Below are 13,256 nucleotides of genomic sequence, written 5' to 3' on the forward strand. Positions count from 1 at the left end.
ATATCCCGCGCGCCAATGGGTGTCGAGAAGTTCGTCCTCGAGGAGGAGTCGAAACCGTCACCCGGGGTCTCGTCCCACGGCCCATGGCGGTCACCGGAGTGGTTCCGGCCTGAGGTGCTCGACCTCCTCGGTCAGGATCGCGGCCAGCTCGTCGGGGGCCTGCACCCACTTGCAGAGGATGAGCAGGTCGAGCCGCCCGTCGTTGATCTTCGACACGCAGTAGCAGTCCGCGTAGTCCAGCTTGGACTGGTCGCCGGCCAGCTGCTCGAGCATCAGATCCCAGACGGCGTCGTACTCGGCCTCCACGTTGCCGACGAAGTTCACCAGGCAGGTCAGGCCGGCCGACCCGCCGAGGACGTCCTTCACCGCCAACAGGACCTCCCGGTACCTGACCAGCGACTTCAGGTCGTGGACCAGGTCCAGGAAGCTGACGTTGTTCTTGTTCATCATCCGGACCTTGTCCCGGATGACGGCGTTCAGCTCGTCCCGCGCGCCGCGCCTCCCGGAGACCACCACGGGCAGGCCGCCCAGGACCATCCCCATGACCTCGGAGTAGTCCTCGTCCTCGAAGACGCGCGACCCGAACAGGATGTTGAGCGCCACCTCGTCGACGTCCATCAGGCGGGCGACGACGCGCGCGTAGAGGTGCACGACGAGGGAGAACGTCTCCAGCTCGCCCCCGTCCGCCGCCCGGAACCCGTTCAGGTCGATGGAATGGCGGACGGCCTGGATCCGGGCGTCCGCGTAAGGCGCCGCCTTCTCCTGGATGATCTTGGTGTGCCGCGCGTAGCGCTCCAGCTCGAACCTCTCGACGATCTGCTCGGGGGTGATGCCGACGGGGCCCTTGCGGATCTGATCCTGCAGATGCCGGTAGCTCTTGGCGGCGGGCATCGCCCGGACGCTCCCGCCGAGCAGCTCCTCGTACCGCCGCAGCAGGTCCCCCCGGAGCGTCTGCCCCGAGGTCGCGTCGAAGATCGAGTGGTCGAACTGGAAGAGCAGGTCGTAGGAGCGCTCGTTGTACTTCAGCAGGACGACCTGGTACATGGGCCTGTCGACGACCTTGAAGTCCGTCTCCAGTTCCCGATCGACCAGCTCCGCCCGCAGCTCCTCCTGCTGCGGGGGGTCCAGGTGGGACAGGTCCATTCGCGGCAGCGCGATCGTGTCCGGCGCCTCGAACTCGCGCCACCTGAATCGGCGGAACGACCTGGACAGGAAGCTCCGCATGAGCCCGTGGCGCCCGACGACGTCGGCGAAGGCCCGCTCGAGCACGTCGACATCGAGGAGCCGTTCGAACCGGATCAGGTACAGCTGGAGCCGTGCCTCGCTCGCGAAGTGCCGTTTCTGCATTCCGCTGATCGGATAGGTCCACTTCACGGGCTGCGCGGCGATCGAGGTGCGCAGGTTCTCCTGGCGCCGGTCGATCTCGTCGAAGATCGCCTTCAGTTCGGCGCCACGCGGGTCCGGGCCGGCGCCGATGCCCAGTGAGGCGAAGTCCCGGTCCGCGAGGAACCTCTCCTCCAGCGCGCGAGGAAGGATGTGGTGCGGCTGCAGAGCGCCGGGCGGTCGAAGGGCGTTGAGCTCCCGTACGACCCGCTTCCGGAGATCGTCGTCCAGACCCTCCACGAAGAGCAGCACGAGAGGGTCGGCGCCGGCCGCCGGACTGAACTCCTGGAAGGCGCACTCGCGCCCGAGATTCGCCCGCAGCCGCTCGGCGATGCGCTCGAAGGAGTCCGCGTCCCCGCCGGTCCGCTCGGCGGTGCGTCCGGCCAGCAGCCCGGCGAGGCTGTCGACGGTCGGATGGTTGTAGACGTCGCCGTGCAGCACCTTGTGGCCATTGCGCTCCAAGGCGTTCGTGAACTGCACCAGCTTCACCGAGTCGAGCCCGATATCCATCATGTCCGCACTCGGGTCGATCTCGGAGTACCCGAGCAGCCTCGCGAGCTCACGCTCGATCACGGCCGCTATCGCATCGCGCTCCGCACCGGTCGCGCCCTCGCCCACCGGGGCCACCGTCTTGGCGGCGGACTGCGCCCGCAAAGGGTCGAGTCCGTGGTAGGCGGTATCGATACCGGCCTCGGACATCCGCGAGAGCAGGTCCAGCACCGACCGATCGCCCTCAGCGGCCCGGCCGAACGAATAGAGCCTGGTGAAGCCGGCCTTGGTGCCGCTCACCTCGGTCTCGGCGAACCAGCGGGTCACCTCGCCGTCCCAGCCGCCGCGGTCGAGACGGGGCCGCGCCAGGACGTGGCAGGTTGTCCTCAGCTCCCGGCTCAGCTCCCCGAGGAGGCCGTGCAGGGCGCGCCGATCGACCGTCCCGTCGCCGCCGGTCCCCTCGGGAACGCGCTCGTCCCACAGGACCAGCTCGTTCATGGGCGTCAGGTCGCGCAGCCGCGCCGACAGCGCCGCCCGCAGGGCTTTCCAGGATCCCTCGACGACGGCGGGCAGGACGGTGACGCGGCCCCCGGCCGCGCTCTCGGAGGCGGGTACGGGATCCGGCCGCAGCTCGACCGGCAGGACCTGGATCGCGCGGGTGGGGTCGCCGTGCGCCAGCTCCCCGGCCACATCGTCGGCGATGCAGGCACGGCACACGATCACCGTCCGGCGGGCCCGGTCGTGCCTCGGATCGTGACGTTCCTGAACGGGCACCATCAGGGGGACCCTCCGCAGTCCGCCTTCGTAACGGACGGCGACGGCGTCGGGCCGCCGGGCCTCCAGCTCCGCCTGAAGGCACCTGGCCCACGCCTCCGGCGCGTCCGGGCCCCTGCGACGCGGGTCGCCGCGGAAGGCGGTGATCCGGAGATCCGGGGCCTCGTGGTTCAGGCCGAGAACACGCGGCAGGAAGTCGGCGCGGCGTCGCAGGAAATCGCCGGTGTCCAGCACGACGAGGTCCCGCACGCACGGCCGCCGCATCGCGGAGGCGGCATCGCGGAGCCGGCGCATGAGCGTGATCGTCGACGAGTAGCTCGTCCGGTGGACGACGAACGTGTCACCGGCCAAGGCGTGGTCCTGCAGATCTTCGACGAGTCTCGCCAGATCGTCCTGGTCGTGGTCACGGACGGTCGCGCCCCGGCCGCCGCGGAATTCGTACCGCGCGCCGAACTCCACGTAGATCGCGCGCCAGTGCGGGACGTGCTCCAGAACGGACCTGAGTTTCACCGCGTCGTCGGTGAACACGATGAGCGTCCTCTGCTGCTCCTTCCCCTCGGGGAGGGCCAGCTCGGACCACACCATGCGCAGCGCCGGGGCCGCGACCGCGTCGGCTCCGGCCGCGGACGCCGGCGCGACCTCGCCGGGGTCGGAGTACAGCCGCTGGAACCCCGTCACGTCGACCGGGTACTCGATCTTGTCGAACGGATAGAGCGGCAGGGACACCTTCCGGGGCTCGCGGCCCCGGTGGTACGCCTTCCAGTCGAGGGCGACGCCCGCCTCCCAGAGTTCCCCGACGACTCTCGCGACGTGCTCGTCGTCCTCGATCTCCGCGCGGGTCCCGGGCAGCGCGTTCACGGCGGTGATGCGCGCGCCCCGGTCGCCTCCCCGGATGAACGACGACAGCGACCTGCCCGGACCGACCTCGACGATGACGGCGCTCCCCCGCTCCAGGAGCACCTCGACGCCGTCCTCGAACCGGACCGCTTCGCGCGCCTGCGTCCAGTGGGCCGGGTCCGTGGCCTGCTCCGCGGTGATCCAGGTGCCCGTGACACCGGACACGAACGGGATCTTCGGCGGACGGAGGGAGATCCCGGCGGGCGGCGCGGCGCTCCGCTCGTCCCTCGCCCGCGCGAGGCGGATGCCGTCCTCCGGCGAGAGCACACCGGACACGCAGGCGGCCGCCAGTTCGCCCACGCCGTGTCCGATCATGCCCTTCGGCTTGATCCCCCACCCGATCAGCGTCCGCGCCAGGGCGTACTCGACCATGAACAGCAGGGTCTGCGTGCCCTCGTCCGGTTCGAGGATCGAGAAGCAGGCGTCGAGGTGCGAGCGGAAGGACTCCTCGGCCGCGTAGAGGCCACGGGCCATCCCCAGGTGCGCGGCCTCCGCTCCGCTGAAGACGAAATGGACGTCCGCCCGCGCGTTCTTCACGAGTCGCGCCGGCCTCTGGTCCGCGTCCAGCGACGCCCGGAGGCGCTCGGCCAACTGCCCGGTGTCCCGGAACTCCACGGCGTAGCGGTACGCGAGGCGCCGCTGCCGGTTCTGCATCGTCCAGGCGAGATCCGCGCCGTCCACGTCCGGATGTGCGGCGAGGTGGTCGACGAGGTTCCGCTTGATCCGCCGTATCGCCTCCGCTGACGTCGCCGACACGACCAACGTGTTGTACTCGCGCCCTCCGGCCGGGGCGGCGGCGTCCGCGCGGGGCGGCTCCTCCAGGACGACGTGCGCGTTGCTGCCACCGATCCCGAACGAGCTCACGCCCGCCCGGAGCGGGAGGACGGCCTGCTCCGCCGTGCGCCTCCGTTCGAGCCTCTGCGTCCGGTCCACCACGTAGAAGGGGCCGTCGATGAAGTCGATGTTCGGGTTCGGCGCGGTGAAGTGCAGGCTCCGCGGGGCGGTCCGGTGTTCGAGGATCTTGCACGCCTTGATGAACGAGGCGACGCCCGCGGCGGTGTCCAGATGCCCGACGCTCGCCTTCAGGGAGCCGATGCCGCAGGTGGCCGGCGACGCCGAACCGAACGCCTTGCGCAGGGCCTCGACCTCGACGGGATCGCCGAGCGACGTTCCGGTGCCGTGCGTCTCCACGTACGAGACGTCGGCCGGGGAGACGTTCGCGACCCGGTACGCCTTCCGGATGACCTCGGCCTGCCCCTCGATGCTCGGCGCGGTGTAGCCGACCTTGCGGTCGCCGTCGTTGTTGACGGCCGAGCCCCGGATCACGGCATGGACGCGGTCCCCGTCCCGCAGCGCCGTCTCCAGCCGCTTCAGCACCACCACTCCGGCGCCGTTGCCCTCCACGGTGCCGCCGGCCTCCCGGTCGAACGCCCGGCAGCGGCCGTCCGGGGAATGGATCATGTTCTCCTGGTAGAGGTAGCCGTTCTTGTGCGGCAGCGTCAGCCCGCTCCCGCCGGCCACCGCGATCTGGCACGCGCCGGTCCAGAGGTGGCGGCACGCCGAGTCGATCGCGATGAGCGAGGTCGAGCAGGCCGAGTGGAGGGTGAAGGCCGGGCCCTTGAGGCCGAGCGCGTAGGCGATCCTCGTGGCCGCGTAGTCCTTGTCGTTCAGCTGCGTCCCGCTGAACGACAGCTCCGATTCCCGGACGTACTTGCTGAGCGTGTGCCACTCCCAGGCGAGATTGTTGGTCGCGCCGAGGAACAGGCCGATGGACTCGGTCCGCGCCTCGGCCGAGTAACCCGCGTCCTCCAGGGCGTGGTAGACCTCCTCGTGCAGGGCGCGCACCTGGGGGTCGAGCATGGTCGCGTCGGCGGGCGTGTAGCCGAAGAACGCCGAGTCGAAGAACTCGATGCCGGGGAACGCCCCCTTCGCCCGGACGTAGCCGGGGTGGTCGAGCGCCTCCTCGGACACGCCCGTCCCGCGCAGTTCGGCGACGCTGAAGTGCGAGATCGCGTCGACTCCGGCGACGAGATTGGTCCAGAACCGGTCGAGGTCCTCCGCCTCCGGGAACCGGCCGGCCATCCCGATGACGGCGATCTCCAATCCCATGTACCGGCGTTCGGGGTCCTTGGCCTCAGGCATGGTCGGGGCTTCCTTCGGGGTCGTCGGCGAGCCGGCCGAGCAGCAGCATGCTGGTCGTGACGGCGGCCTGCTCCGCTTCCTCTTCGGACGTGGCGACCTCCGGCCCCGCGATCTCCTCCTCGCCGTCCGAGGTCTCGAGATGCGCGGCCAGGTCGGCGATGGTGGTGTGTTCGAAGAACCACTTCAGGGAGACCTCGCGGTCCAGGGCCTTGCGCAGCCGGTTGTTGATCGTCAGGAGGTTCAGCGAGTTCATCCCGAGATCGAAGAAGTTCCGGTGCACGTCGATGGTGTCGGCGGGGACGAGACCCGCGACGATCTCGAAGAGCACGCGCCCCACGTCCGAGAGTCCGTCGAGATTTGTCGCCGGGCCCGCGTCCCCCGGCACCGCGGGGACCTCGCCGATGTCGACGAGCTCAAGGAATCCGTCCGGTGACTCACGCGCCAGGTCGCCCGTGGGCCGCCCGTCCAGGTGGAGTTCACCGATCGCACCCGGCGGCAGGGGGTTGAGCCCCTCATCGAGGACCCGGGCGGTGGAGGCGTACGCGTGGGCGATCGTGAGGTCCGGGCAGGCGTTCCGCACCCCGGCGACGTGCCGTGCCGACAACGCGCCGCTTCCCACGACGAGGTTCCGGAGCGGAGAGAACACCTCCGGGTGGTCGTCGCACAGCCGATGGAACGACGACGGTGTGAGCCACAGGCTCGTCACCCTGTACTGCTCCATCATGCCGCGCAGGTGGTCACCGTCCAGGACGTCGGCCTCGGCGGGAAGGACCAGTGCCGCGCCGGACAGCAGCGTTCCCCAGATCTCGAAGGCGGCCGCCTCGGAGTCCGGCGCCCCCGTCAGCAGGCCGACGTGCCCCTTCCCGAAGTCATGGGACGGCCGATCGGCGAGCAGGCGGGCGATGTGGGGATGCGTGCCTTCGCAGGGGAACTCCGGCACCCTCTCGGGCGGCTCGTCGATCAGGACGACCTCGGCCGAATCGGGCGCCCGGTCGGCGAGATCCGCCACCGTGCAGACGAACCGCGCCCCCGCCTCCGCGAGGACGGCCTCGGGCGCGGGCTTCACGCCTCCCATGCCCACGGCCGGTGCGGGCAGCCTCCGGCGGTCCAGCTTCCCGTTGACGGTCAGCGGGATCTCGTCGAGGACGAGGAACGCGGCGGGGACCATGTAGGCGGGCAGCCGCCCGGCCACATGGTCCCGCAGCGCGCGCACGTCGATCTCGTGCCCCGGTCCGGGGACCACGTAGGCCGTGATCCGCCGGTCTCCGGGGACGTCCTCGCGCAGGATCACCAGCGCCTGGCCGACCCCGGGGGCCGCGGACACCGCCGCCTCGACCTCGCCCGGCTCCACCCGGAAGCCGCGCACCTGCACCTGGTCGTCGGCGCGGCCCGCGTACTCCAGCTCGCCCTCGGCCGTCCATCGGGCCACGTCACCGGTGCGGTACATGAGCGACCCGGGCTCGCCGAACGGGTCCGCCACGAACCGGCCGGCGGTCAGCGCCGGATTCCCGAGGTATCCGCGCGCCAGCTGCGCGCCGCTGACGTAGACGTCCCCGTGCACGCCGGGCGGGACGGGCCTGAGCCGCGCGTCGAGCACGAGCACGCGCAGGCCCGCGACCGCCCTGCCCAGGTAGCTGCCCGACGCCGCGGTCACCGTCGCCCGGTCCAGGGCGCGATGGGTGACGTGCACGGTGGTCTCGGTGATGCCGTACATGTTGACCAGACGGGGCGCGTCGTCGGGATGGCGCCGGTACCAGTCCTCGAGCCGGTGCGGATCCAGCGCCTCGCCACCGAAGATCACGTACCGGAGGGCGAGCCCGCCGGCCGCGCCGGATCGGCGGTCCACGGCGTCCAGCTGGTGGAACGCCGACGGGGTCTGGTTCAGCACCGTCACCCGTTCCCGGGCGAGCAGCTCGAGGAAGTCCTCGGGCGAGCGGGACGTCTCGTAGTCGACGACGACCAGCGAGCCGCCGTGCAGCAGCGCTCCCCACATCTCCCACACCGAGAAGTCGAACGCGTACGAGTGGAACAGCGTCCACACGTCGGTGTGCTCGAACCCGAAGGACGAGGCGGTGTTGGCGAACAGCTTCACCACGTTGCGATGCGGGATCAGCACGCCCTTCGGCCGCCCGGTCGAGCCGGACGTGTAGATCACGTACGCGATGTTGCCCGGCCGCAGCGGCGCCGTCCGCACGGTGTCGGTCACCGGCCCGTCCGCACCCGCCCGGTCCATGTGATCACGGTCCGCACGGTTCAGGTCCAGACGGTCGAGTTCGACGACGGTGAGACCGCCGGGCCGCGGCACGCCTCCGCCGGAGGTGGTCACGAGGCAGACGGGCCGCGCGTCGGCCAGCATGTACGCGATCCGGTCGGCCGGATAGTCCGGGTCCACCGGAAGGTATCCGCCGCCGGCCTTGAGCACCGCCAGCAGCGCGACGACGAGGTCGGCCGAGCGCGGCAGCGCCACGCCGACCAGTGTCTCCGGGCCGACGCCCATGCGGATCAGCTCGTGTGCGAGCCGGGACGACCTCTCGTCCAGTTCCCGGTAGGTCAGCACGACGTCGCCGAACCGTACGGCGACCCGGTCGGCGTGCCGGGCGACGGTGCGGGCGAACAGGTCGGGGAGGGTCGCCTCCGGCCCGGTGTCGTGGCCCGACGTGCTCCACTCCCCGAGCAGGAGGGCGAGCTCGGATTCGGTGGCGGGGGCGGTGTCGCCGGGCGCGGTGCCGTTCCCGCCGTCCGGTTCGGTCGCGCCACGCGCGACGAGGAGGCGTCGCGCGGCGTTCGGGGCGGAGACGCCCCCCGGGCCCGTGGAGAGCGGAAGGGGGTGGTTCCCGTTCTTCATCAGGGCGAGCATCGCCACGACCAGCTCGGGACGGCGGTCGATCTGGACGCCGAGCCCGTCCCCCGGGGCGACCCCGCGTTCCCGGAGCCGCCAGGCGACCGCGTCGGACCAGCGATCGATCATCCGGTAGGTGTACTCCCTGCCGCGCCACACCAGCGCGGTCCCGTCGCCGTGAGCGCGGGCGAGCCCCTTGAAGACGTCGGCGATGGACGCGTCCGCCGGCGGCCCGGGCGCGGGCTCCGCGATCGCGATGTCGCGGACCGGGATCCGCGGATCCCCGGCGGCGGCGGAGAGCACCCGGAGGAGGCAGCGTTCCAGTGTCTCCATGAGATCGGGCGAGTACGCGTTCTCGTTGTAGGTGAACGTGACCGTGAACTCCGGCTCGGGGTTCACCATGATGTTGAAGTCGTAACTCGTGCGCTCGAAGACCTCGACGCCTTCGAACCGCAGGCCCTTCTCGCCGTCGCCGCCGAAATCACGCAACCGCTCCGACAGCGGATAGTTCTCGAAGGCGATGAGGTGGTCGAGGAGCCTGCTCTTCAGCGGGGTGAGGCCCTGGATTTCGTAGAGCGGGTAGTACTCGTAGGGATTCGACTCCCGATACGCGTCCTGCACGGCCCGGCACAGGTCGGCGAAATCGCCGTCCTTCGGCGTCGTCACGCGGACCGGCTGCGTGTTCACGAACAGGCCGAGCATGTCCTCGATCCCGTCGAGTTCGATGCTCCGGCCCGATACGACGCTGCCGAACACGACGTCGTCGGTGTGGTTGAACTTCTGCAGGACGACGCCCCAGGCGGCCTGGAAGACGGCGCTCTGCGTCACGTGTTCCCGCTGCGCGAACTCCTTCAATCCCTCGCGCAGTTCCCCGGGCAATCGGAATCGATGGACGGCGCTCCGGTAGCCGTCCGCACTCCGGTCCGCGGGAAGAACGGCTTCGTTCTCGTAGCCGTCGAGCAGCCGGGTCCAGTGGCGCCGAGCGTCATCGCCGTGTTGCGAGCCGTACCATCCGATGTACTCGCTGTAGGGATGCACTTCTTTCCGCTGCCGGAAGGTCCCGGTCCGGGCCAGCTCGTCGTAGTAGCCGAACAGCGTGCCGAACAGCGGCCCCAGCGACCATCCGTCCATGATGATGTGGTGGAACGTGAAGACGAGGTGCCACCTGTCCTCGGCGACCCTGAGCAGGGTCGCCCGCACCAGGACGTCCTTGCTCAGGTCGAATCCCCTGGCACGGTCCGCCGCTTTGAAGGCCTCCACCCGTTCGCCGATGTCGGTCTCGTGGCGGTAGTCCAGGACATCGAGTTCGGGTGACCATTCCTTCAGCACGATCTGGTACGGCTCGTCGGTGTTCCGGAACGAGAAGATCGACCGCAGCACGCTGAAATGCCGGGACAGGGCCGCGAGCGCCGTGCGCATGTGCCCGGCGTCGATCTCTCCGGTGACGGTGAAGTCGAACTGCTCGACATAGGCGTCGGACCCGGCGTCCATGGCATGGCTGAGGAGCATGCCCTGCTGCATCGGCGCCAGTCCGAAAATGGACTCGATGTTCTGTCTGTCGACCATGGCCCGCCCCCTCTCCCGGACGCCCGTCACTGCGTCTCGACGAGACCGTTGACCAGCGTGATGATGTCGCCGATGCTCTCGACCGAGCCGAGGCTGTCGTCGGTGACGCTCACGCCGTACTTCTCCTCGAGGAAGGTGAGGAAGTCCATCACGGCGAGCGAGTCCATCTGCAGGTCCTGCTGCAGGGACGTCGACTCGGTGATCTCCCGGCCGTCGATCTCGGCCTCCAGCTGAAGAGACGGGTCGCGGAGGTCCCGTGCGATGGTGTCGAGGTCCACGATGCTCATCGGATGCTCCCGTGCTCGAAGGGTTCTTGGCGGAAGAGGCTTCTCAGGCCGGCGGATGCGACGGGTCCGATCCCGGCGGCAGCGCCGGCCAGCGCAGCACCGTCGAACCCCAGCTCGCGCCGGCGCCGAACCCGGTGAGCAGCAGCGTCTCGCCGCCGTTCAACCCGCCGCCGTGGTGCGCCCTGCTCAGCGCGATCGGTATCGATGCCGCACCGGTGTTCCCGATGTCGGTGAGATCCACGAGCGCCCGGTCCGCCGGGACGCCGAGCCGCCGCGCGACCTCTCGCAGGATCCGGGCGTTGGCCTGATGGGCCACGAGCAGGTCGACGTCGTCGCTGGTCATCCCGCGGTCGCGCAGTGTCCGCTCGCACGACCCGACCATCTTGGCGACCGCGTGCCGGTACGTGGCGCGGCCGTCCATCCGCAGGTAGAGATCCCGCGGGTCGGTGTCCGGCGTGGTCGGCCGTCCGCTGCCGCCCGCCTTCACATGGGCCAGGTCGCGCAGGGCCCCGTCGGTGGCGAGGTGGACGCGGCCGATCGCGCCGGGCTCGTCCGCGTCACCGGGTCGGACGACCACCGCGGCCGCCCCGTCACCGAAGATGGGCGCGGTCGCGCGGTCGCCGCCGTGGACCATCGAGGAGAAGTGCTCCGCGCCGATCAGCAGGACGCCCCGCGCGTTCCCCGTGGTGATCAGGCCCGAGGCGATCGAGAGACCGGCGAGGAAGCCGACGCACGCGGAGTTGACGTCGAACGCCGTCGCCCCGGTCAGCCCGAGGCCGTCGGCCACCAGCGGCGCGGTGGCGGGGCACTTCATGTCCGGGGTGGTCGTGGCGACCACGACGGTGTCGACCTCGGTGAGGCCCGCGCCCGCCAGCGCGGCCTTCCCGGCGTGGGAGGCGAGCGTCGACGTGGGCTCGCCGTCGGCGGCCTTCGCTCGCGCGCGGATCCCGGTCCTGGTCCGGACCCACTCGTCATCGGTGTCGAGCACGCGAGCGAGATCGTCGTTGGTCTGCCGTCCGGCCGGAATGTAGTGGCCGATCGACTGGATCACCGCCGCGCCGGCCATGCGCGCTCCGTTCATCTCCACCTCCGTGAGCCAGGCCACGAGCCGGTCACGGTGAACCGGCCGGGGGGCGCGGTCACGTCGAGCCATCCCGGTCTGCCGGTCGGCTCCGGGACCGGGTCATGGGCCGCGGCCCGCCGGGACGGCCGGGACGTGGCCAGCACCGCGACCAGCGCGGCGAGCTCGTCGTCGCCGAGGGATCCTCGGATGATCTTGATGTCCATGCCGTGCTCCTCCGGGCGTCGCCCTCAGAACGGTGGGTTCGGATGCTTGCGGTGCGGCAATGCCGCGCGCTTGGTGTGCAGCACGGCCAGTGCGTCGGCGAGGACCGCGCGGGTGGACTCCGGATGGATCACGTCGTCCACCAGCCCGAGTTCGACCGCGTGGTAGGGGTGCATCAGGGTGTCGCGGTACTCCTCGATCCGTTCCAGCCGGGTCAGCTCCGGGCAGTCCGAGGCGGCGATCTCCCTGCGGTACAGGACGTTCACCGCCCCCTCCGCCCCCATGACCGCGATCTCGTTGCCCGGCCAGGCGAAGGAGAGGTCCGCGCCGATCGAGCGCGAGTCCATGACGATGTAGGCGCCGCCGTACGCCTTGCGCAGGATGACCTGGACGCGCGGGACGGTCGCCGCGCAGTACGCGTGCAGCAGCTTGGCCCCGTGCCGGATGATCCCCTCGTGCTCCTGCGCCGTCCCGGGCAGGAAGCCCGGCACGTCCACGAGCGTCACGAGCGGGATGTTGAACGCGTCGCAGGTCTGCACGAACCTCGCCGCCTTCTCCGCGGCGCCGATGTCCAGCACGCCGGCGAGCACCATCGGCTGGTTGGCCACGATCCCGGCGACCCGCCCGTCGATCCGGCCGAGCCCGCAGACGACGTTCGCCGCCCACCCCTCGTGGAACTCGAAGAAGTCGCCGTCGTCGACGATCTCCTCGATCACCCGGTGCATGTCGTACGCGTGCCTGGGGTTGTCCGGGACCAGGTCGAGCAGCCCGGTGCACGGCCGGTCGGCCGGGTCCCCGGAACGCACGGGCGGCGGGAACTCCTGGTTGTTCGCCGGCAGCAGGCCCACCAGGTAGCGGACCTCGGCCAGGCAGGTCGCCTCGTCGTCATGGACGAACGTCGCGACGCCGGAGCGGCTCGCGTGCACGTCCGCGCCGCCCAGCTCCTCGTGGGTGATCTCCTCGCCGGTCACGGTCGCCACCACGTCGGGCCCCGTGACGAACATCTGCGACGTCCGCCGGACCATGAACACGAAGTCGGTCAGCGCGGGCGAGTACGCCGCGCCGCCCGCGCAGGGCCCGAGCATGACGCTGATCTGCGGGATCACCCCGGACGAGCGGACGGCGCGACGGAAGATGCCGCCGTACCCGGCGAGGCCGACGACGCCCTCCTGGATGCGCGCGCCGGCCCCGTCGTTGAGGCCGATCAGCGGCGCACCGGTCTGCTCCGCGAGGTCCATCACCTTGTGGATCTTGGCCGCGTGCGCCTCCCCCAGCGAACCGCCGAAGACCCGGAAGTCGTGCGCGTACACGAAGACCCGGCGGCCGTCGATCGCGCCCCAGCCGCAGATCACCCCGTCGCCGTCGGGACGCTTGCGCTCCATGCCGAATCCGGTGGCGCGATGCCTGCGCATCCCTTCGATCTCCCTGAACGAGCCGGGATCGAGCAGGACCTCGAGCCGCTCGCGGGCGGTCAGCTTGCCCTTGGCGTGCTGCTGCCGCGTGGCGTGCGGGCCGGGCCCCTCGGACGCCGCCCGCTTGCGCTCGGCCATCTCGGCCACGCGCGAGCGAAGCGTGGCCGCCGGCCGTCCCCCGG

The 13,256-nt window shown here is 70.8% G+C and carries 6 protein-coding genes; all 6 read right to left on the bottom strand.

The features are described from left to right. Positions 1-90 precede the first annotated feature (90 nt). Genes IE99_RS0108530 through IE99_RS0108555 form a run of 6 tightly spaced genes read right to left on the bottom strand, consistent with a single transcriptional unit; the run spans position 91 to position 13,212 of the window. On the bottom strand, positions 91-5,685 hold the full coding sequence (locus IE99_RS0108530; RefSeq protein WP_037558939.1) for a type I polyketide synthase: 5,595 nt from the start codon (positions 5,683-5,685) through the stop codon (positions 91-93). Then, on the bottom strand, positions 5,678-10,090 hold the full coding sequence (locus IE99_RS30140) for a non-ribosomal peptide synthetase (RefSeq protein WP_051712283.1): 4,413 nt from the start codon (positions 10,088-10,090) through the stop codon (positions 5,678-5,680). Before IE99_RS30140 ends, IE99_RS0108530 begins: the two co-directional genes overlap by 8 nt. A 26-nt stretch (positions 10,091-10,116) precedes the next feature. Further along, a complete protein-coding gene (locus IE99_RS28970; protein ID WP_037558940.1) occupies positions 10,117-10,377 on the bottom strand; it encodes an acyl carrier protein in 261 nt (86 codons plus the stop codon). A 43-nt stretch (positions 10,378-10,420) separates the two neighbouring features. Further along, entirely contained in the window at positions 10,421-11,458 is a 1,038-nt protein-coding gene (locus IE99_RS0108545) for a beta-ketoacyl-ACP synthase 3 (protein WP_030166292.1), read from the bottom strand. Continuing rightward, positions 11,455-11,664, bottom strand: a complete 210-nt coding sequence (locus tag IE99_RS0108550; protein WP_030166295.1) for an acyl-CoA carboxylase subunit epsilon — start codon at positions 11,662-11,664, stop codon at positions 11,455-11,457. The genes IE99_RS0108545 and IE99_RS0108550 overlap by 4 nt, the downstream gene beginning before the upstream one ends. Before the next feature lie 24 nt (positions 11,665-11,688). Beyond that, positions 11,689-13,212, bottom strand: a complete 1,524-nt coding sequence (locus IE99_RS0108555) for an acyl-CoA carboxylase subunit beta (RefSeq protein WP_084219405.1) — start codon at positions 13,210-13,212, stop codon at positions 11,689-11,691. Positions 13,213-13,256 lie beyond the last annotated feature (44 nt).

The sequence above is a fragment of the Spirillospora albida genome, from assembly GCF_000718255.1.
Classification (GTDB): Bacteria; Actinomycetota; Actinomycetes; order Streptosporangiales; family Streptosporangiaceae; genus Spirillospora; species Spirillospora albida.

Excerpts from the sequence above, each read along its gene's own strand:
- IE99_RS28970 (WP_037558940.1), bottom strand. The coding sequence starts at position 10,377 with ATGAGCATCGTGGACCTCGACACCATCGCACGGGACCTCCGCGACCCG.
- IE99_RS0108530 (WP_037558939.1), bottom strand. The coding sequence starts at position 5,685 with ATGCCTGAGGCCAAGGACCCCGAACGCCGGTACATGGGATTGGAGATC.
- IE99_RS0108555 (WP_084219405.1), bottom strand. The coding sequence starts at position 13,212 with ATGGCCGAGCGCAAGCGGGCGGCGTCCGAGGGGCCCGGCCCGCACGCC.
- IE99_RS0108545 (WP_030166292.1), bottom strand. The coding sequence starts at position 11,458 with ATGAACGGAGCGCGCATGGCCGGCGCGGCGGTGATCCAGTCGATCGGC.
- IE99_RS30140 (WP_051712283.1), bottom strand. The coding sequence starts at position 10,090 with ATGGTCGACAGACAGAACATCGAGTCCATTTTCGGACTGGCGCCGATG.
- IE99_RS0108550 (WP_030166295.1), bottom strand. The coding sequence starts at position 11,664 with ATGGACATCAAGATCATCCGAGGATCCCTCGGCGACGACGAGCTCGCC.